Origin of the sequence: Paeniclostridium hominis (genome assembly GCF_014306135.1) — a bacterium.
Classification (GTDB): Bacteria; Bacillota; Clostridia; order Peptostreptococcales; family Peptostreptococcaceae; genus Paraclostridium; species Paraclostridium hominis.
Genome location: NZ_JACRWD010000002.1, coordinates 148,585 through 169,028, shown reverse-complemented (window position 1 = coordinate 169,028; position 20,444 = coordinate 148,585). Strand labels below are relative to the sequence as shown.

Below are 20,444 nucleotides of genomic sequence, written 5' to 3'. Positions count from 1 at the left end.
GACAACTTTATTAGTATGATATAAAATACAATGTGTAAAGGAAATCACCTTTACAGTATAGTAAGTGGGAAGTGTAATAATGAATCTAGAAAAATTGGTAGAGATTGGGTTATTGTTTGAACAATACAAAATGCTTCTAACTGATAAACAAAGAGAAATTGTATCCCTTTATTATAATGAAGATTATTCTCTTGGAGAAATCAGTGAAAATTTAAATGTATCTAGACAAGGAGTTTATGATACATTAAAGCGCTCAGAAAAAATATTAAAAGATTATGAAGCCAAATTAGGCTTAGTAAAAAAGTCAAAAGAGCGTGAAAAGTTTACACAAGATATATATAATAAAGTTGTTGACATTAAACAAGATTTATTGCAAAATAGAGATTGTGCTAATTTAATCCCTAAGTTAGAAAATTTAGAAGATGTATGTAGGGAGATGTTAAAATGATATTTGAAGGATTAGCAGATAAACTACAGGGAGCTTTAGATAAATTAAAATCTAAAGGAAAGCTTACTGAAAAAGATGTTAAAGATGCTATGAGAGAAGTTAAATTAGCTTTATTAGAGGCTGATGTTAACTTTAAGGTAGTTAAAGATTTTGTAAAGAAAGTTCAAGAAAGAGCTGTAGGTCAAGAAGTTATGGAAAGCTTGACACCAGCGCAACATGTCATAAAAATAGTTAATGAAGAACTTACAAGTTTAATGGGTGATGTTCAAAGTAAAATAATGATATCATCAAAGCCACCAACAGTTATAATGATGGTAGGATTACAAGGTGCAGGTAAAACAACTACATCTGGTAAACTTGGAGGATACTTTAAAAAGCAAGGTAAAAAGCCTTTATTAGTGGCTTGTGATATATATAGACCTGCAGCTATAAAGCAATTACAAGTTGTAGGGGAAAAATTAGATATACCAGTATTTAGTATGGGTGATAAAGAAAGCCCGGTAAATATTGCTAAAGCTGGATATAATCATGCATTAAAAAATAATCACGATTTAGTTATAATAGATACAGCTGGTAGACTTCATATAGATGAAACTTTAATGGATGAGTTAAAAAATATTAAGTCAGAAATTAAACCACATGAAATATTATTAGTTGTAGACTCTATGACAGGACAAGATGCAGTAAATGTTGCTGAGAGTTTTAATGATGCTCTTGGAGTAGATGGTGTAATTTTAACTAAACTTGATGGTGATACCAGAGGTGGAGCAGCACTTTCAATAAGAGCCGTAACACAAAAACCTATAAAATTTATAGGTATGGGAGAAAAGCTAGATGACTTAGAGCCTTTCCATCCAGATAGAATGGCATCTAGAATATTAGGTATGGGTGATATACTAAGCTTAATAGAAAAGGCTCAAGAAAATATAGATTTAGAAAAAGCTAAGGAATTAGAAAATAAAATCAAAAAGCAAGAACTTGATTTTGAAGATTTCTTAGAGCAAATGGAACAAATTCAAAAGATGGGTCCTCTTAATAAGGTTTTAGAAATGATACCAGGAATGGGACAAGTAAAAGACCAACTTGGGGACATAGATATGAATAATAAAGAAATTGTTAGGACTAAGGCAATAGTACAGTCTATGACAATAGAAGAAAGAAGAAATCCTAGTATATTAAATGCTTCTAGAAAGAAAAGAATAGCAAGAGGTAGTGGTACTAGTGTTCAAGATGTAAACAGACTTATAAAGCAATTTGGTGAAATGAAAAAGATGATGAAGATGTTTACAGGAACTCAAAAAAGCATGAAGAAAAGGGGAGGCTTTGCCGGTTTACCTTTCTTTAAATAATAGAAAACAAAAAGATAAATTTTTTCGGAGGTGTCGATATGGCAGTTAAAATAAGATTAAAAAGAATGGGATCTAACAAAAAACCTTTCTACAGAATAGTAGTAGCAGATTCAAGATCTCCAAGAGATGGAAAATTCATAGAAGAAATAGGATTCTACAACCCAGTTTCTCAACCAAAGCAAGTTAAAATAAACGATGAGAAAGCTGTTAAATGGTTAGGATGTGGAGCTCAACCAACTGATACAGTTAAAACTTTATTAGTTAACAACGGAGTAATGGAAAAGTTCGAAGCTTCTAAGCAAGCTAAGTAATTTTAATAGGAGCGAATTGATATGAAAGAGCTAGTACTAGATATAGCAAAAGCTCTTGTCGATAATCCAGAGGCAGTTGAAGTAGAGGAAACTTTTAATGGAGATGAAACAATTCTAAAATTAAAAGTTGCTCAAGATGACATGGGTAAGGTTATCGGTAAGCAGGGTAGAATAGCTAAAGCTATAAGAACTGTTATAAAATCTGCTTCAAATAGAGACCATAAAAAGGTTACTCTTGAAATAATATAAAGGATTAGGTATTAACCTAATCCTTTTTGTATATACTTTGTATATATTACACAAAGATAAAGCATAATTTTTTGAAGAAGGTGAGATTATGGAAAATAAATTAACTCATTTTAAAATAGGACAAATTGTAAAGACACAAGGATTAAAAGGTGAAGTAAGAGTTTACTCAACAACTGATGATATATATAGATTTGATGACTTAAATACTTTTTATATAGGAAAAGACTTTAATACCGAATATAAAGTTGAGAGAGTTAGATATAAAGGTAATTTAGTTATAATGAAAATAAAAGGTATTGATACAGTTGAAATGGCTGAAAAACTAAGAAATAAAAATGTATACGTATCAAGAGAAGAATCTAGAGACCTTGAAGAAGATGAATTCTTTATAGCTGATATGATAGGAATTAAAGTATATACAGTAAATGATGAATATGTAGGTACACTAGATGATGTATTACAATATTCAGCAAATGATGTATATGTTATAAAAGGTGAAGATGATAAAGAATATCTTATACCAGCAGTCATGAAATTTGTACCTGAAATAGATATAGAAGAAGGAAAAATGATAATAGACCCAATAAAGGGAATGTTAGAATAAATTTAAGGTGATATTATGAGATTTCATATAATGACTTTATTCCCAGAAATATTCAATTCATATATGAGTGAAAGTATAATGAAAAGAGCAGTAGAAAAAGGAATTATAGAAGTAAATATTTACAATATAAGAGACTTTTCAAATAACAAGCACAAAAAGGTAGATGATTATCCTTTTGGTGGAGGAGCAGGTATGGTTATGACTCCTCAACCTATATATGATACATATAAGCATATAGTGGATAAATTCAATATAAAAGAACCAAGGGTTATATATCTAACTCCTAAGGGTAAAGTTCATAGTCAAAATATAGCTAGTGAAATGTCAACTTTTGAAGATATCATATTGTTATGTGGTCACTATGAAGGTATAGATCAAAGAATAATAGATTCTATAGTAACAGATGAAATATCTATAGGAGATTATGTATTAACAGGGGGAGAACTTCCTGCACTTATACTTATTGATTCTATATCAAGACTTATACCTGGAGTTTTAAATCAAAATGAATCTTTTGAAGAAGAATCATTTAAAGATAATTTATTAGAATACCCTCATTATACTAGACCTAGAGAATTTATGGGAATGGAAGTTCCAGAAGTTTTACTATCTGGAAATCATAAGAAGATAGATAAGTGGAGATATGAGAAATCTATTGAAATAACTAAAGAAAGACGTCCTGATTTATACAAAAAAGCTTGTAAATAAATAGGACATATAGTATAATAAAATCTGTTGAAAAAATAAAACGGGCGTTCCTCTGTTTACAAATGGTCAAGTAATTAAGAGCGTCTATGATACCAGGAGGATTAAAATGAACGAAATATTAAGATCATTAGAGCAAGAACAATTAAAAAATGATGTTCCTAACTTTGGACCTGGGGACACAGTAAAAGTACACGTTAGAATAGTTGAAGGAAAAAGAGAAAGAATACAAGTATTCGAAGGTGTTGTATTAAAGAGACAAGGTGGAGGAGCTAGAGAGACTTTCACTGTAAGAAAAATATCTTTCAACGTTGGAGTAGAAAGAACATTCCCTGTTCATTCTCCAAAGATAGAGAAGATAGAAGTAACTAGAAAAGGTAAAGTAAGAAGAGCTAAGTTAACTTACTTAAGAGGTAGAGTAGGAAAAGCTGCTAAGATAAAAGAAGCTAGATAATAAAAACTTTACTATACAGGGGACTGAAATTTCAGTCTCCTTTTTAAATATAAGGATTTTATTATGAATATAAAATTTAATTAATTTTAAAATATAAATAAATATAAATTATAAATTTAATATAAAAAATAATTTGTGTTTTTAATATTATAAAAAGGAGAAAAAATATGAAAATACAAAGAATGACAGATGAATATTTAAGGGATGAAAGTTTACATATAAACTGGTATCCAGGGCATATGAAAAAAACTAAAGAATTAGTTAAAAACAACTTAAAATTAGTTGATGTTGTCGTAGAACTTTTAGATGCTAGAATTCCATTTAGTAGTAGAAATCCAGATATTGATAGATTTGTTGGAGATAAACCAAGAGTTGTGGTATTAAACAAAAGTGATATATCTGATCCAAATAAGTTAAATCAATGGGTTGACTATTATAAAAAAAGAGGCATTAAAGCTATACCTGTAGATACTTTAAAAGGCAAGGGTATTAATAAAATAATAGAAGAATGTAAAAATGAAACAAAAGAAAAGATGGAAGCCTTAGTTAAAAAAGGAAGAATAGAAAGACCTATAAGAATTATGATAGTAGGTATACCAAATGTAGGAAAATCTTCTCTTATAAATAAGCTTACAGGAAGAAAAAGTACTCAAACAGGAGATAAACCAGGGGTAACTAAAGGCAAACAATGGGTCAAGCTAAAAGGAAACTTAGAGTTATTAGATACACCAGGTATATTATGGCCTAAATTTGAAGATGAGGAAGTTGCATTAAAATTAGCTTTTTGTAGAGCAATAAAAGATGAAGTTTTAGATGTTGATACATTAGGACTTAGATTAATCGAAAAGTTAATGGAAATAGAACCAGAAAAATTAAAAGAAAGATATAAATTAAATGAATTAGGAGAGACACCTTTAGAAACTATGGAAATGATAGGAGTTAAAAGAGGTCTTATACTAAGAAGAAATGAATTAGATTATACTAGAATAGCTACTACTGTATTAAATGAATTTAGAGATGGAAAGATAGGAAGAATAACTTTAGAAATACCTAAAGATATGATTGCTGAATAAAAATATATTCAATATACAAAAGAGATTGAAAAAATTAAATTGATTTAGTGATTTTAGATAAAGTTACTTTTGAAATTTAATTTTTTTAATCTCTTATTTTTTATAAAAAAATGCAAAAAATTATAAAATTAAAAATAGCATTTTTAATCAAAATAAGTTTAAAAAAAGTTAAATAATACGATTTAAACAATAATCTGAAATTTTAAGAATATTGCATATATTTCTAATATTATTGACAGTTAGGAATATTTGTTATATAATATTTTCAGAATATTTAATTAAAAGAAACTTTAGAGGGGGATTTAATATGAAAGATACGAACAAAGATATAATAGTAGTAGGCTTTGCGCTATTTGCTATGTTTTTTGGAGCAGGAAATCTTATATTCCCACCATTTTTAGGACTTATATCAGGTGAGAGTTGGATAACAGGGTTCTCAGGCTTTATATTAGCAGATGTAGGTTTAGCTTTAATTGCTATAGCGGCAGCAGCTAAGTGTGGAGGAGAAGTAAATAAGATATTATGTAGATCAGGAAAAACGTTAGCAGTAATAATAGGCGTAGCTATAATGGTATGCTTAGGACCTTTACTAGCAATACCTAGAACAGCAGCTACTACATTTGAGATGGGAATACATCCAATAATAGGAAATGCAGTATCTCCAATAATATTCTCTATAATATTCTTTGTTGTAGTATTATTACTTACAATAAGACCATCTAAGGTTGTGGATATAATAGGAAAAATATTAACGCCAGCGCTTCTTATAGCACTAGCAGTTTTAATAATAAAAGGAATAGTTACTCCATTAGGAGAAATAAGACCAGAAACTATGGTTCAAAATGTATTTTCAAATGGAGTTTCACAAGGATATCAAACTATGGATGCATTAGGAGCAGTTGCACTTTCAACTATAGTAATTGCATCTCTTCATAATAAAGGATATGAGTCAAATTCAGAAAAAGTTAGTTTAACATTAAAAGCTGGTATAGTAGCTGGAGTAGCATTATGTTTTGTATATGGTGGACTTACATTCTTAGGGGCAACAATATCTAAAGCTTATGTAGGTCAAGATATAAGTACTATATCTCAAACTTCACTAATAGTTGGAATAACAGAACAATTACTTGGATATCCAGGAAAAGTTATATTAGGTGTTATAGTAGCATTAGCATGTTTAACAACTGCTATAGGATTAACTTCAGCAACAGGACAGTATTTTACTAAACTTACTAAAAATAAGTTAAAGTATGAAGTAGTAGTTACAATAGTATGTGTATTTAGTGCAATTGTATCAAACTTTGGAGTTGGAACTATAATAAAGGTATCAGCACCTATATTAGATATAGTTTATCCTGTAACTATATTATTAGTAGTTATGACTTTATTCTCAGATAAAATAAAAAATGACAATATATTTAAAGGGGCAGCTTATGTGACTTTAATAGTTAGTATATTAGGTGTAGTAAACTCATTAGCTAAAACATATGGATTACCTATAAATATACCATATTTATCTTCACTTCCATTTGCACCTTTAGGATTTAACTGGATAGTACCTGCGATAGTAGGAGGAATTATAGGAAGTTTTATAAAGCCAAGTGAATGTTTAAGTATAGATGCAAATTGCGAATAAAGTAAGTTAATATAAGGAAACCTAAAGTCGTTGATAGAAATATCAACGGCTTTTTTTATTTATATTGAATAATTAGCTAAATTTTAAAAAATTTATTATGTTTAATATCATATTCAAAAAGTGTATCTATATAAATAGCGGAAAAAGGGTATAACTTGGAGGTTTAATATGAAAAAAATTGTAAAACGAGATGGAAGTATTGAAAAATTTAGTAAAACTAAAATTGCAGATGCTGTTTATAAATCTACTATAAATAGTGAAAAAGGAATAGATGAAAAATTAGGAATAGCTATATCTAATAAAGTAGAAGAAATATTTAAAAATAGAGATAAATCATTGACCGTAGAAGAAATACAAGACTTAGTAGAAGTATTACTTATGGAATCAAATAGAAAAGATGTAGCTAAGCATTATATTCTTTACAGAGAAAAGAGAGCTAATATAAGAAAGAAACCTTGGGATATGGATGAACTTCAAAAATCTATATGGAAAAATAAATATAGACATAATGATGAAAAGTTTGATGATTGGATAAGTAGAGTATCTGCTAAAAATACTAGAATTGCAAAATTAATAAGACAGAAGAAATTTTTATTTGCAGGTAGGATTTTAGCAAATAGGGGCTTATATAAAGAAAATTTAAAAGTTACATATTCAAATTGCTATGTATTAGAACCACCAAAAGATAACTTAGAAGATATATTCGATACAGCTAAAAAACTTGCTAGAACTTTTAGTTATGGGGGTGGAGTAGGAATTGATATTTCAAAATTAAGACCTAAAGGAGCGAAAGTTAATAACTCTGCAAAAAATACAACTGGGTCAGTTTCTTTTATGGAGTTATATAGTATGACTACAGGATTAATAGGCCAAAGAGGTAGAAGAGGTGCTCTTATGATATCTATGGATATTAGACACCCTGATATAGAAGATTTTATAGATATAAAAACTGATTTAAATAAAATAACTAAAGCAAATATCTCTGTAAGGATAAATGATGAATTTATGAAAGCTGTTGAAAATAATGAAAAATATAAATGTGAATTTACAGTTGATATAAATAAAGAACATATAATAAAAGAAGTAGATGCAAGAAAACTGTTTATGAAATTATGTAAAAATAATTGGGACTATGCAGAGCCTGGTATATTATTTTGGGATAATATAAAAAAACATCATTTTATGAGTGAAGATAATACCTTTTCTCATGCTGGAGTCAATCCCTGTGCAGAAGAACCACTTCCAAGTGGAGGAAGTTGTTTACTTGGCTCTATAAATTTATCAGAGTTTGTTATACAACCTTTTTATGAAGGTGCTACTTTTGATATTAATAAGTTTAAAGCGTGTGTTAGAGAAGCTGTTATAGCTTTAAATGAAGTGTTAGATGAAGGATTGGATTTACATCCTTTAGAGGAGCAAAAAATAAGTGTTTCTAAATATAGACAAATAGGATTAGGGGTTATGGGTATAGGAGATATGCTTATTAAGATGAATATAAGATATGGATCAGATAAATCTATAAACTTATGTAGTTTAATTGCAAAAACAATGTTAAATGAAGCAGTAAAACAATCAGCACTTCTTGCAAAAGAATATGGACCATTTAAAGAATATAAAGAAGAATTTATATTTAAATCAGAATTTTTTAAAAGAAATATAGATGAAGACGTAAAAGAATTAGTTAAGTTATATGGACTTAGAAATTCTCAATTACTAACAATACCACCTACAGGTTCTATATCTACGATGTTGGGAATAAGTGGAGGCATCGAGCCAATATTTAATTTATCTTATATAAGAAAAACTGAAAGCTTACATGATGAAGATGTATATTATAAAGTTTATACTCCTATAGTAAAAGAATATATGGATTTAAAAAACATAACAGATGAAAAAGATTTACCAGATATATTTGTAACAGCAATGAATTTAAATTATAATGATAGAATAAAAATGCAACAAGCTTGGCAACAATATATAGATGCATCAATTTCGTCTACAATTAATTTACAACATGAAGCTACTGTTGAAGATGTATATAAAATTTATATGAGTGCATGGAAAGCTAAACTTAAAGGTATAACAATATTTAGGGATGGTTGTAAAAGAAGTGGTGTACTTATAAATGAAAAACCTAAAAAAGAAAAAGAAGATATTGCTGAAAAGGAATTATCGATAACAAAAGAAGAAAATGAAAAATTTATATGCCCAGAATGTGGAAACGAACAAATGGCAAATACGGGAGGATGCAGTATTTGCTTAAAATGTGGATATAGTGGTTGTAATTAAATTGATTTTAATTAAAGTGCTTAAATTTATATTAAGCACTTTAATTTTTTGATAAAATATAAAGATAGGATAAAATTAAAGGAGATATTAAAATGAAAGATAAAAGTGTCAAGGAAATAAATGCAATTATAGAATCTATTAGCCCCAATGAATATTTAAAATATATAGACATTTTAAAAGATGATGAAAGAAAGTCAGTTAAAAACATAGCTATTAAATTAGCTAAAAAACTAGATAAAATTAGAGCTGAAAATGAAAGATTAGAGATGATAAATACTTTCGAAAATGAAGGTTATCAAAAAGGTTATACATATATAGGAGGTATAGATGAAGCTGGAAGAGGGCCACTAGCTGGACCTGTAGTTGCTGCTGTAGTAGTTTTTAAGCCTGGAACTAAAATTGAAGGTATAAATGATTCTAAAAAGCTAAGTGAAGCTAAAAGAGATGAATTATTCGATATAATAAAAGAACAAGCCTTAGATTATGGTATAGGGATTGTTCAAAAGGATGAAATAGATGAATATAATATATTAAATGCAACTTATATGGCTATGAAAAAAGCTATTAATTGCTTAAAGAAAACTCCAGATTATTTATTGGTTGATGCAGCCCATGTGCCTGATGTTAATATAGATCAAAAATCTATAATAAAAGGAGACTCAAAGTCTATATCTATAGCAGCAGCTAGTATATTAGCAAAAGTTACGAGAGATAGTTTAATGTATGAATATGATAAAATGTATCCTGAGTATGGATTTGCTTCTCATAAAGGCTATGGAACTGATCAGCATTATAAAGCTATTAGAGAACATGGGATAACTCCTATACATAGAAAGAGTTTTTTAAAGAACATATTATAAAAATAAATTGAAGTGGTATAATTAATTTGTCAATCAAATTGAAGGGAGAGATTTAGATGCAATACAATGATATGCTAAAAAGTGCAAGGGAAAATTTAAATGGGAGCTGTAGGGTATGTAAAGTTTGTAATGGAATAGTTTGTGCAGGTGAAGTTCCTGGAATGGGTGGTAAAGGAAGCGGAAGTGCATTTATAGAAAACTATAAAAGTTTAGATGCAGTTAAACTAAATATGAGAGTAATACATAATGTAAAAAATCCTGATACAGGTATAGAGATGTTTGGAAAGAAAATGAAAGCTCCTATATTTGCAGCTCCTGTAACTGGAACTACTTTAAATATGGGGGGAAAATTAACTGAAAGAGAGTATATAAAAAGTGTTGTAGATGGGTGTGTAAAAAATGATATATATCCTATGGTAGGAGATACTGCGGTAGATGAATTTCTAATAGAAAATTTAAGAGTTTTAAAAGAATTTGATGGTAATGGGATAGTATTTATAAAACCATGGGAAAACTCAGATATAAAAAGAAAAATAAAACTGGCTGAAGAAGCTGGAGCATTTGCTGTAGGTGTAGATATAGATGCTTGTGGATTAGTAACATTATCTATGCACGGCAAAACAGTTGAACCTAAATCAATTGATGCTATAAAGGATTTAAAGGCATCTACAAACTTACCTTTCATATTAAAGGGAATAATGACTAAAGAAGATGCTTTAATGGCTGTAGAAGCTGGAGTGGATGCTATAGTAGTATCAAATCATGGAGGTAGAGTACTAGATCATACTCCAGGAGTTTGTGATGTATTAGAGGATATAGCAAATGCTGTTAAGGGAAAAGTTATAATACTTGCAGATGGTGGTGTTAGAACAGGAGTAGATGTAGTTAAAATGCTAGGCCTTGGAGCAGATGGAGTTCTAATAGGAAGACCATTTGTAACAGCTTCATTTGGCGGACTTAGTGAAGGTGTAGATATGTATGTTAAAAAGATTATAAATGAATTAGAATCTACTATGATTTTAACAGGATGCCAAAGTATAAAAGATATAGATAAGAAAGTTATATTTAAAAGAGCATAGAAAGATATTATAAATAAAAAATAACAAAGGATAATGTAAGTTTACATTATCCTTTGTTATTTTTTATTTAATTTTGATAAATTAAAAAAATTACATTTTAAATTTGTATACAAAGATAAAGTAATGACAATACTTAAGAAAAAAATTATAATGAGGAAAGTTTTTATGAATAATATACAAAAAGGAGATTTAGGTGAAAGTTTAGCAACTAAATACTTACAATCTAAAGGTGCTTATATAATAGAAAATAAATTTAAAATAAAATCTGGAGAAATAGATATAATAGCAAAATTAAATGATGAAATATTATTTGTAGAAGTAAAGTCTAGAAGTAATATAAAGTATGGGTATCCATCAGAATCTGTAAATTACAAAAAGAAAACAAAGATAGTAAATGTAGCAAAATACTATATATTAAAACATAAATTAGAAGAAATGCCAGTAAGATTTGATGTTATAGAAGTTTATTTAAAAGATAATAAAATAAACCATATCGAAAATGCTTTTTAGAAATAATTAAAAAAAGAGGTAAATAAATGTTAAGTATCATAAAGTCTAGTACATTATTAGGTATTGAAGGAATAATAGTAAAAGTAGAGGTTGATATAACAAATGGGATACCCAGTTTTAATATAGTTGGGTTAGCAGGCACATCAATAAAAGAATCTAGAGAAAGAGTTAAATCTGCTATATTAAATAGTGGATATAAGTTTCCGAACTCACGAATAGTAGTAAATTTATCACCAGCTGATATGAAAAAAGAAGGTGCATATTTTGATTTACCCATATCCATAGGAATACTGAGAAGTCTTATAAAAGAAGATGATAAATATATGGATGAAAGTGTATTTATAGGTGAACTATCACTAGATGGTAAACTAAGAAAAGTAAAAGGAGTTTTATCTTTAGTTATAAATGCCAAAAATAAGGGTATAAAAAGAATATTTTTGCCTAAAGAAAATGAAAGAGAAGCTTTATTTATAAAAGGTATAGATATAATCCCTATAAATAATTTAAATGAATGTATAAGGTTTATAAATAAGGAAGTAGATATAATTTCAAGTAAAAGAGAAATTATTCATAATAAAGAAGAATATGATGAGGATTTTGCAGATATAAAAGGCAATTACTTTGTAAAAAGAGGTGCTGAGATAGCAGCAGCAGGAAATCACAATTTTTTAATGATAGGTCCTCCAGGTTCAGGAAAAACCATGATAGCGAAGAGAATAAGAACTATATTGCCTGAAATTAATGAAGAAGAAATTTTAGAAGTGAGCAAAATATATAGTGCTGCAGGACTTATGAAAGACAATGAAGGAATAGTAAAATCTAGGCCTTTTAGATCTCCACATCATACTGCAACTAGGCAATCACTAATTGGTGGTGGAATTGATGCAAAACCTGGAGAAGTTGTACTTGCACATAAGGGGATACTGTTTTTAGATGAGATAGCAGAGTTTGATAAAAAGATATTAGAAACATTAAGACAGCCTATAGAAGATAAGTATATAAATGTATCTAGAGTAAAGATGAGTTTAAGATATCCATGTGATACTATGTTTATAGGAGCTATGAATCCATGTCCTTGTGGATTTTATATGTCAGATAAAGAATGTAAATGTAGATCTTATGAGGTTAATAGATATTTAAATAAAATGTCAGGACCTTTACTAGATCGATTTGATATGTTTATAGAAGTAAATTCCATACCTTATGATGAGTTTAATAGTAATAAAATTGAAGAAAAATCAATAGATATAAAGAAAAGGGTAGATAAAGCTAGAAATATACAAAAGAATAGATTTAAATATGAAAATATAGAATTTAATAATGAAATAAAATCTTCTAAAATTGATTTATATTGTATATTAACTAATGAGGCAAATAATATTTTAAAGACTATATTTAATAAATATAATTTAGGCAATAGAAGTTACATAAAATTAATTAAAATGGCCAGAACTATAGCTGATTTAGATGAAAAAGAATTTATAGAACAAAACCATATACTAGAAGCTTTTTCTTTTAGAAAAGCTTACTATAACTACTTTATGGCTGAATAAAATAGTTTTAACTTAGAGGTGAATAATGGATAAAAAAGATACATATTTATGGCTGTTATCTATAGGTGGGATAGGAAATAAAACTATTGAAAAGATAGAAGATAGTGTATCAAATATTGAAGAACTTATAGATTTTTCAGATAAAGATATATTAAAATTAGAAAATATAAATTTAAATATTAAGCAGAATATAGTAAAATATAAAAGTCGTACTTACATAGACTCTATAAAAGAGAAATTACAAAAGTATAGTGTAAATTATATGAGTAAAGATGAAAGTATATATCCTTCTAAATTAAAGCATATTTATAATTGTCCAAGTATACTTTTTTACAAAGGAGATGTAAATCAAATAAATAATTTATCATTAGCTATGGTTGGATCAAGAAAACCTACACCATATGGAATATGGTGTGCTCAAAATATGAGTGAAAAACTATCTAATTGTGGTATAAACATAATTAGTGGTATGGCTATAGGAATAGATGAACACTCACACAAAGGTTGTATAAAAGGAAAATCAAAGACTATAGCAGTATTAGGTTCGGGAGTTGAGAACCCTCTTCCTAAAAGTAATTTAAAGTTATCTGAAAAAATCCTAGAAGATGGAGGACTTTTAATATCAGAGTATAATGTAGAACATCCTGTATCTGTAGGTAATTATCCTGCTAGAAATAGAATAATAAGTGGGATAAGTGAAGGGGTTATAGTAGTTGAGGCCGCTAAAAAGAGTGGGGCATTAATAACTGTTGACTTTGCACTTGAGCAGGGTAAAAACGTTTTTGCTATACCGGGTAATATTAATTCAGATATGAGCAAGGGTTGCCATAAAATAATAAAAGAAGGAGCAAAACTTGTTGATGATATAGAAGATATAATAAATGAATATAATTTAAATAATTTTAATAAAATACCTAATAATAGTGATAATAAGCCATTAAAGGGTGTTCAAAAAAGCATTTTTGACATTATAAAAATGAAAGGAAGCTTGCATATAGATAGAATTTGTGATTATACTAATATGAATATACAAGATATAAATTGCATTTTAAATACTCTTGAAATAGAAGGAATGGTTGTAGAAATGCGAAATAAGATATATAGTGTAAAATAGAATTAAAAAATTGTGGGGGTGTGGTTATATGGCAAAAAGCTTAGTCATCGTTGAGTCGCCTGCAAAAGCTAAAACCATAGAAAAATTTTTAGGAAAGAGTCATTATACAGTAAAAGCATCAGTAGGTCACGTAAGGGATTTACCTAAAAGTAAATTAGGAGTAGATATAGATAATAATTTCGAACCTCAATATATAAATATAAGAGGTAAAGGGGATGTAATAAAGGAATTAAAAAAAGAGGCAAAAAAATCAAAGAAAGTCTTTTTAGCAACCGACCCCGATAGAGAAGGTGAGGCTATATCTTGGCATCTAGCTCATATATTAGGCCTAGATGATACAGAAAACTGTAGAATAGAATTTCATGAAATAACTAAAGATGCTATAAAAAAAGCTATAAAAGATCCTAGAAATATTGACTTAGATTTAGTAGATGCACAACAGGCAAGACGTGTTTTAGATAGATTATTAGGATACCAAATAAGTCCTATACTTTGGCAAAAGATAAGAAAAGGGCTTAGTGCAGGTAGAGTACAATCTGTTACTACAAAACTAATATGTGATAGAGAAAAAGAAATAGAAGAGTTTATACCTAAGGAATATTGGACTATAGAATTAGAAGCTAAAACAAAAGAAGGAGAAAACTTAAGTTTAAAATTCTATGGTGAAGATGATAAAAAGGTAGAACTTGAAACTAAGGAACAAGTAGACAATATATTAGATAGAATTAAAGATAAAGATTTAATTGTAAATAGTATAGAGTCTAAATCAAGAAGAAAATCGGCTCCAAAACCATTTACAACAAGTATGCTTCAACAAGAAGCTGCAAATAAACTTGGATTTACAACTAAAAAGACAATGATGATTGCACAAGAGTTATATGAAGGTATAGATATCGAAGGTGAAGGAACTGTCGGTTTAATTTCATATATAAGAACAGATTCAAAGAGAATATCAGAAGAAGCTAAGGAAAAAGCAAAAGAATTTATACTTGAAGAATTTAATGAAAAATATTATAAATTTGAAGATAAGAAAAAAGTTAAAGCTGAATCTAAAAAAGTTCAAGATGCACATGAGGCTATAAGGCCGACATCTGTAGATAGAACTCCAAACAAAATAAAATCATCTTTAAGTAGAGATCAATATAAACTATATGATTTAATTTGGAGAAGATTTGTAGCAAGTCAAATGGAAGATTCAGTATTTGATACTTTAAACTTAATTTGTAAAGTTGATAATATTGTATTTAAAGCAACAGGTTCAAAATTAAAGTTTGATGGATACACTAAAGTATACAATTTTACAGATAGAGAAGATAAATTACTTCCTTTAGTATGTGAAAAAGATAAATTAACTACTGAAAATATAACACCTAATCAACACTTTACTCAACCTCCAGCAAGATATACAGAGGCTAGTTTAGTAAAAACACTAGAAGAATTAGGAATAGGAAGACCATCTACTTATGCTCCAACTATAGCTACTATACTTAATAGAGAATATGTTGAAAAAAACGGATCAAGCTTGTGTCCAACTGAACTAGGAAAAATAGTTACTAATATATTAGAAGAAAATTTCCAAAAGTTTGTTGATGTAGATTTTACTGCAGATATGGAAAATATGTTAGACGATGTTGAAGAGGGAAATATATATTGGAAAGAAGTTGTAGCTGATGTATATGCACCTTTAAAAGAAGCAATAGAAGTAGCAATTGAAAATATTGAAAAAATAAATATGGATGAAGAAACTGATGAAATCTGTGAGACTTGTGGATCTAACATGGTTATAAAATATGGTAGATTTGGCAAGTTCATAGCTTGTAAAAACTATCCTGAGTGTAAAACAACTAAACCATTAGTTAATAAAGTTGGAGTGAAATGTCCAAAGTGCAATAAAGGAGATATAATACTTAGAAAATCTAAAAAAGGTAAGGCTTTTTACGGATGTTCTAATTATCCTGAATGTGATTTTATATCATGGAACAAACCAACTGGAGAGCTATGCAGTGAATGTAATTCATATTTAATAGAAAAAGTAACTAAGTCAGAGACAAAAGTAATTTGCTCTAATAAAGAATGCAAAAAAGTTAAAAATTTAGAAAATAATGATAAAAGCAGCGAAAATAGCAAATAATGTGTTGAAAAGCAATTAATAGTATTGAAAAAGATTTTAAATTATGATAAGATGACAATTGCTAAAGCAAGAACGTTATGCAATATAAATGTATTAAGGGTTATAAAAGTAGCCAAACTTCATGAGGAGATGATTAATAGATGGCGAGTCAAATGCTAGAGAAAACAAGAAAAATAAATAAGACATTACAAACTAGTGGTGGTAGTAGTGTATCTTTTAGTTTATTAGCTGAAGCATTAGGTGAAGTTTTAAACTCTAATGCGTATGTAGTAAGTACTAAAGGGAAAATATTAGGCGTATATCTTAATGTTGAAAAAGATAGTTCAGTTATAGAAGATCAAGAAACACATAAGAAAATGTTTCCTGAAACGTATACAAAGAGCTTACTAAAAGTAGCTGAGACAAAAGAAAACTTAACTGGGGATGAAATGATTGAATTATTCCCTTATGAATCAGAAAGAAAGGATAAATACCTAACTATAGTTCCTATATTATCTAGTGGACAAAGATTAGGGACATTATTACTTTCTAGATATGATGAAAAGTTTACAGATGATGACTTAGTAATAGGGGAATATAGTGCTACAGTTATAGGTCTTGAAATATTAAGATCTATGGGAGAACAATTAGAAGAAGAAATGAGAAAAACAGCTGTAGTTAAAATGGCCATAGGGACATTATCTTACTCTGAATTAGAAGCTGTAGAACATATATTTGAAGAATTAAACGGAAAAGAAGGATTACTTGTTGCTAGTAAAATAGCTGATAGAGTAGGTATAACAAGATCTGTAATAGTAAATGCATTAAGAAAATTCGAAAGTGCTGGAGTTATAGAATCAAGATCATTAGGTATGAAAGGTACGCATATAAAAGTACTTAATGATAAATTAATAGAAGAATTAGAAAAAGTAAAATCTAATTAATGATAAAAAATATTAATATGTATAAGTATACACATATTTAGGAGGGATTAAATGAATAAGTCAATGGTGGCAAAACATGCTATTTGGCCTAAAGAAGAAGATATAATATTTAATTTATCAGAAAGAGCACAAATTGATGAAAATATATATGGAAAAGAAAATGTAATAAATTCTACTATAGGAGCACTTATAGATGATGAAGGAAAACTTGTAGCATTAGAATCTGTATATGATGAATATAAAAATTTAGATAATACTTTAATTGCATCATATGCACAGATAGCGGGACAAAAGGATTATATTGAAGCTGTAAAAAAAGCATGTTTTAAAGATTATATACCAAAAGGTCACATAAAAGTAGTAGCTTCTCCAGGTGGAACAGGTTCAATAAAATTGGCAATATTTAATTATACAAATGAAAATGAAAAAATATTAGTACCTAATTGGCATTGGGGTCCATATAATATTATTTCAGAAGAAATAAATAGAGAGCTTATAAATTATGATTTATTCAATGAAAAAGGAAATTTTAATTTCGATTCATTTAAAGATCAATTCTTAAACATATCATATAATCAGGAAAGAGTTTTTACTATATTTAATACACCAGCACATAATCCTACAGGGTATACAATAGATGATAAAGAATGGGACAAAATATTAGACCTTTGTAAAAAAGTAGCACTAGAAGATAAAAAGAAAATAATACTATTTATAGATATAGCATATATAGATTTTTCAGGAGAAGATGGTAAAGATACAAGGAAATTTTTTGAGAAATTTTCAAACTTACCAGAAAATATATTAGTAATAATAGGATTTAGTATGTCAAAAGGATATACTGCTTATGGTATGAGAAGTGGAGCTTGTATTTGTGTGTCATCAGATGAAGAAATAGCTGATGAATTTTATTATTCTTGTTCGCATTCAGCAAGAGCAAATTGGTCAAATTGCAATAGAGGCGCTATGGAACTTTTAACATCTATAATAAATGATAAAGAAAAATTAAAAAGATATGAAGATGAAAAAAACAAATATAAAAATTTATTAAAAGAAAGAGCTAAAGTATTTGTAGACAAAGCTAAAGAGATAAATCTTGATATACTTCCATACAGGGATGGTTTTTTTATAAGTATACCATGTGAAAATTCTATGAAAGTATGCGAAAAAGCTATAGAAAGTAAACTTTATACTATACCACTTAAAATGGGAATAAGATTTGCAATATGTGCTGTAAGTAAAGAGAAATGTGAAAAAGCACCTAAAATAATAAAAGAAGCAATAGATTTTGTAAATAAAAAGAATTAATTTATATAAAACTTAAATTAAAAATTTAAATAGATTTAATAAATTACATATAGGGGGATAAATATGAAATTATTAATGACTGGTAATGAAGCTATAGCTCGAGGAGCTTATGAAGCAGGAGTTAAATATGCATCTGCATATCCAGGAACTCCAAGTACTGAAATATTAGAAAATATAGCTATGTATAAAGATAGTATACTCGCTGAATGGGCTCCAAATGAAAAGGTAGCACTTGAAGCTAGCATAGGTGGTTCTATAGCAGGGGCTAGAACACTTGCTTGCATGAAGCATGTTGGAGTAAATGTAGCAGCAGATCCATTATTTACATTTGCATATACAGGGGTTAATGGAGGAATGATATTAGTTTCAGCAGATGAACCAGGAATGCACTCATCTCAGAATGAACAAGATAATAGAAATTATGCTAAGTTTGCTAAAATAGGATTATTTGAGCCATCAACTAGTCAAGAAGCTAAAGATATGATAAAAGAGGCTTATAAAGTTAGTGAAAAATATGACACACCGATATTATATAGAGTAACTACTAGATTGTGTCATTCTAAAGGAATAGTCAACTGCGTTGATAGAGAAGAAATAAAAATTAAAGGTTATGTAAAAGATGTGAAAAAAAGGGTTACAGTTCCTGCACATGCAAGAAATTTAAGAATAGAAGTAGAAAAGAGATTAGATAAATTAAAAGAATATTCAAATACTACAGAACTTAATTTTATGGAAATAAATAATAATGAAATTGGGATAATATCAAGTGGTGTTTGTTATACATATGCAAAAGAAGTATTTAAAGATAATGCATCTTATTTGAAACTTGGATTTACAAATCCTATGCCAGATAAAAAAATAAAAGAATTTGCTAATAAGGTAAAAAAGATTTATGTAATAGAAGAAAATGATAAATTCATAGAAGATCAAGTGAAATCAATGGGAATAGACGTAATAGGAAAAGATATATTTCCATATACAGGAGAGATGACTCCAGATGTAATAAGAAAAGCTATTTTTAATGAAAATAAAGAAACTATAAAATATAATGAAGATTTAGTTGTAGGAAGACCACCAACACTATGTTCAGGATGTCCTCATAGAGGATTCTTTTATGAGATAGGTAAAAGAAAAAATGTGATGATATCAGGAGATATAGGATGTTATTCATTAGGGTTTGCATCTCCTTATAATGCATTAGATTCTATAGTATGTATGGGAGCTAGTTTAAGTGTAGGACATGGAGCTCAACAAGTATTTAATATGAAGGAAAATAATAATATGAGAGTTGTTGGAGTTTTGGGGGATTCAACATTTTTCCATACAGGCATAAATTCACTTATAGATATAGCTTATAATAAGAGCAATACTATATCTGTAATATTAGATAATAGAATAACTGGAATGACAGGGCATCAACAAAATCCAGGAACAGGATATACTTTACAGGGTAAAGAAGTTGAAGAGATTGACATAGAAAAATTAGTTTTAGCTTGTGGAATAAAAAATGTTAAAACTATAGATCCAAATAATTTAGAACAAGTTAATAAAACTTTAGATTGGGCATTAGAACTTGATGAACCTTCAGTTATTATAACTAGATGGCCTTGTGTACTTAAAAAATTATCTATAAAAGACAAAAAAGAATTTGAAGGAGTATTTAAAGAAAAATGTGACGTAGATAAAAAGTTATGTATAGGATGTAAGTTGTGTATAAAATCAGGATGTCCATCTATATCTTTTGACAAAGAAAATAAAAAAGCTTTTATAGATAAAACTAGTTGTGTAGGCTGTGAAGTTTGCTCACAAATATGTCCTAAGCAAGCTATATATAAGGGGGATAAATAA

General features: G+C 28.3%; 19 protein-coding genes. All 19 read left to right on the top strand.

Annotated features, from left to right (window positions below; all coding sequences use genetic code 11):
- The first annotated feature begins 79 nt into the window (after positions 1-79).
- The 19 genes from ylxM (at position 80) to iorA (ending at position 20,444) form a co-directional block, all read left to right on the top strand.
- Positions 80-448 carry a YlxM family DNA-binding protein gene (gene ylxM, locus H8891_RS08720; protein ID WP_187006137.1) on the top strand — a complete coding sequence of 123 codons (369 nt, stop codon included), beginning with the start codon at positions 80-82 and terminating at the stop codon, positions 446-448.
- Positions 445-1,797, top strand: a complete 1,353-nt coding sequence (gene ffh, locus H8891_RS08715) for a signal recognition particle protein (RefSeq protein WP_147543268.1) — start codon at positions 445-447, stop codon at positions 1,795-1,797. The genes ylxM and ffh overlap by 4 nt, the downstream gene beginning before the upstream one ends.
- Before the next feature lie 38 nt (positions 1,798-1,835).
- Complete coding sequence (rpsP, locus tag H8891_RS08710; RefSeq protein WP_147543269.1) at positions 1,836-2,108, top strand: 30S ribosomal protein S16; 273 nt, start codon at positions 1,836-1,838, stop codon at positions 2,106-2,108.
- Positions 2,109-2,129: 21 nt separating this feature from the next.
- Positions 2,130-2,357: a KH domain-containing protein gene (locus H8891_RS08705; protein WP_021127821.1), complete on the top strand. Its 228-nt coding sequence runs from the start codon at positions 2,130-2,132 to the stop codon at positions 2,355-2,357.
- Between the two features lie 88 nt (positions 2,358-2,445).
- Positions 2,446-2,961: a ribosome maturation factor RimM gene (gene rimM, locus H8891_RS08700; protein ID WP_147543270.1), complete on the top strand. Its 516-nt coding sequence runs from the start codon at positions 2,446-2,448 to the stop codon at positions 2,959-2,961.
- A gap of 15 nt (positions 2,962-2,976) precedes the next feature.
- Positions 2,977-3,669: a tRNA (guanosine(37)-N1)-methyltransferase TrmD gene (gene trmD, locus H8891_RS08695; protein ID WP_187006136.1), complete on the top strand. Its 693-nt coding sequence runs from the start codon at positions 2,977-2,979 to the stop codon at positions 3,667-3,669.
- A 106-nt stretch (positions 3,670-3,775) separates the two neighbouring features.
- A complete protein-coding gene (gene rplS, locus H8891_RS08690) occupies positions 3,776-4,120 on the top strand; it encodes a 50S ribosomal protein L19 (protein WP_147543272.1) in 345 nt (114 codons plus the stop codon).
- A gap of 167 nt (positions 4,121-4,287) precedes the next feature.
- Positions 4,288-5,193, top strand: coding sequence for a ribosome biogenesis GTPase YlqF (gene ylqF, locus H8891_RS08685; protein ID WP_243196505.1), 906 nt, complete (start codon positions 4,288-4,290; stop codon positions 5,191-5,193).
- Positions 5,194-5,500: 307 nt separating this feature from the next.
- Positions 5,501-6,829 carry a branched-chain amino acid transport system II carrier protein gene (gene brnQ / locus H8891_RS08680; protein ID WP_187006135.1) on the top strand — a complete coding sequence of 443 codons (1,329 nt, stop codon included), beginning with the start codon at positions 5,501-5,503 and terminating at the stop codon, positions 6,827-6,829.
- A gap of 168 nt (positions 6,830-6,997) precedes the next feature.
- On the top strand, positions 6,998-9,118 hold the full coding sequence (locus H8891_RS08675; RefSeq protein ID WP_187006134.1) for an adenosylcobalamin-dependent ribonucleoside-diphosphate reductase: 2,121 nt from the start codon (positions 6,998-7,000) through the stop codon (positions 9,116-9,118).
- A gap of 92 nt (positions 9,119-9,210) precedes the next feature.
- Positions 9,211-9,978 (top strand): ribonuclease HII, encoded by a 768-nt coding sequence (locus H8891_RS08670; RefSeq protein WP_147543275.1) that lies wholly within the window; start codon positions 9,211-9,213, stop codon positions 9,976-9,978.
- Between the two features lie 56 nt (positions 9,979-10,034).
- A complete protein-coding gene (locus H8891_RS08665) occupies positions 10,035-11,057 on the top strand; it encodes an alpha-hydroxy-acid oxidizing protein (protein WP_187006133.1) in 1,023 nt (340 codons plus the stop codon).
- A 165-nt stretch (positions 11,058-11,222) separates the two neighbouring features.
- Positions 11,223-11,567: a YraN family protein gene (locus H8891_RS08660; protein WP_187006132.1), complete on the top strand. Its 345-nt coding sequence runs from the start codon at positions 11,223-11,225 to the stop codon at positions 11,565-11,567.
- A gap of 26 nt (positions 11,568-11,593) precedes the next feature.
- Complete coding sequence (locus H8891_RS08655; RefSeq protein ID WP_187006131.1) at positions 11,594-13,120, top strand: YifB family Mg chelatase-like AAA ATPase; 1,527 nt, start codon at positions 11,594-11,596, stop codon at positions 13,118-13,120.
- A gap of 25 nt (positions 13,121-13,145) precedes the next feature.
- Positions 13,146-14,234: a DNA-processing protein DprA gene (gene dprA, locus H8891_RS08650; protein ID WP_187006130.1), complete on the top strand. Its 1,089-nt coding sequence runs from the start codon at positions 13,146-13,148 to the stop codon at positions 14,232-14,234.
- 28 nt (positions 14,235-14,262) lie between these two features.
- Positions 14,263-16,365 carry a type I DNA topoisomerase gene (gene topA, locus H8891_RS08645; protein ID WP_187006129.1) on the top strand — a complete coding sequence of 701 codons (2,103 nt, stop codon included), beginning with the start codon at positions 14,263-14,265 and terminating at the stop codon, positions 16,363-16,365.
- A 140-nt stretch (positions 16,366-16,505) separates the two neighbouring features.
- A complete protein-coding gene (gene codY, locus H8891_RS08640) occupies positions 16,506-17,288 on the top strand; it encodes a GTP-sensing pleiotropic transcriptional regulator CodY (protein ID WP_187006128.1) in 783 nt (260 codons plus the stop codon).
- Between the two features lie 51 nt (positions 17,289-17,339).
- Entirely contained in the window at positions 17,340-18,596 is a 1,257-nt protein-coding gene (locus tag H8891_RS08635) for an aminotransferase class I/II-fold pyridoxal phosphate-dependent enzyme (RefSeq protein WP_187006127.1), read from the top strand.
- Between the two features lie 63 nt (positions 18,597-18,659).
- A complete protein-coding gene (gene iorA, locus H8891_RS08630; RefSeq protein WP_187006126.1) occupies positions 18,660-20,444 on the top strand; it encodes an indolepyruvate ferredoxin oxidoreductase subunit alpha in 1,785 nt (594 codons plus the stop codon).

Excerpts from the sequence above, each read along its gene's own strand:
- ylxM (WP_187006137.1), top strand. The coding sequence starts at position 80 with ATGAATCTAGAAAAATTGGTAGAGATTGGGTTATTGTTTGAACAATAC.
- ffh (WP_147543268.1), top strand. The coding sequence starts at position 445 with ATGATATTTGAAGGATTAGCAGATAAACTACAGGGAGCTTTAGATAAA.
- rpsP (WP_147543269.1), top strand. The coding sequence starts at position 1,836 with ATGGCAGTTAAAATAAGATTAAAAAGAATGGGATCTAACAAAAAACCT.
- H8891_RS08705 (WP_021127821.1), top strand. The coding sequence starts at position 2,130 with ATGAAAGAGCTAGTACTAGATATAGCAAAAGCTCTTGTCGATAATCCA.
- rimM (WP_147543270.1), top strand. The coding sequence starts at position 2,446 with ATGGAAAATAAATTAACTCATTTTAAAATAGGACAAATTGTAAAGACA.
- trmD (WP_187006136.1), top strand. The coding sequence starts at position 2,977 with ATGAGATTTCATATAATGACTTTATTCCCAGAAATATTCAATTCATAT.
- rplS (WP_147543272.1), top strand. The coding sequence starts at position 3,776 with ATGAACGAAATATTAAGATCATTAGAGCAAGAACAATTAAAAAATGAT.
- ylqF (WP_243196505.1), top strand. The coding sequence starts at position 4,288 with ATGAAAATACAAAGAATGACAGATGAATATTTAAGGGATGAAAGTTTA.
- brnQ (WP_187006135.1), top strand. The coding sequence starts at position 5,501 with ATGAAAGATACGAACAAAGATATAATAGTAGTAGGCTTTGCGCTATTT.
- H8891_RS08675 (WP_187006134.1), top strand. The coding sequence starts at position 6,998 with ATGAAAAAAATTGTAAAACGAGATGGAAGTATTGAAAAATTTAGTAAA.
- H8891_RS08670 (WP_147543275.1), top strand. The coding sequence starts at position 9,211 with ATGAAAGATAAAAGTGTCAAGGAAATAAATGCAATTATAGAATCTATT.
- H8891_RS08665 (WP_187006133.1), top strand. The coding sequence starts at position 10,035 with ATGCAATACAATGATATGCTAAAAAGTGCAAGGGAAAATTTAAATGGG.
- H8891_RS08660 (WP_187006132.1), top strand. The coding sequence starts at position 11,223 with ATGAATAATATACAAAAAGGAGATTTAGGTGAAAGTTTAGCAACTAAA.
- H8891_RS08655 (WP_187006131.1), top strand. The coding sequence starts at position 11,594 with ATGTTAAGTATCATAAAGTCTAGTACATTATTAGGTATTGAAGGAATA.
- dprA (WP_187006130.1), top strand. The coding sequence starts at position 13,146 with ATGGATAAAAAAGATACATATTTATGGCTGTTATCTATAGGTGGGATA.
- topA (WP_187006129.1), top strand. The coding sequence starts at position 14,263 with ATGGCAAAAAGCTTAGTCATCGTTGAGTCGCCTGCAAAAGCTAAAACC.
- codY (WP_187006128.1), top strand. The coding sequence starts at position 16,506 with ATGGCGAGTCAAATGCTAGAGAAAACAAGAAAAATAAATAAGACATTA.
- H8891_RS08635 (WP_187006127.1), top strand. The coding sequence starts at position 17,340 with ATGAATAAGTCAATGGTGGCAAAACATGCTATTTGGCCTAAAGAAGAA.
- iorA (WP_187006126.1), top strand. The coding sequence starts at position 18,660 with ATGAAATTATTAATGACTGGTAATGAAGCTATAGCTCGAGGAGCTTAT.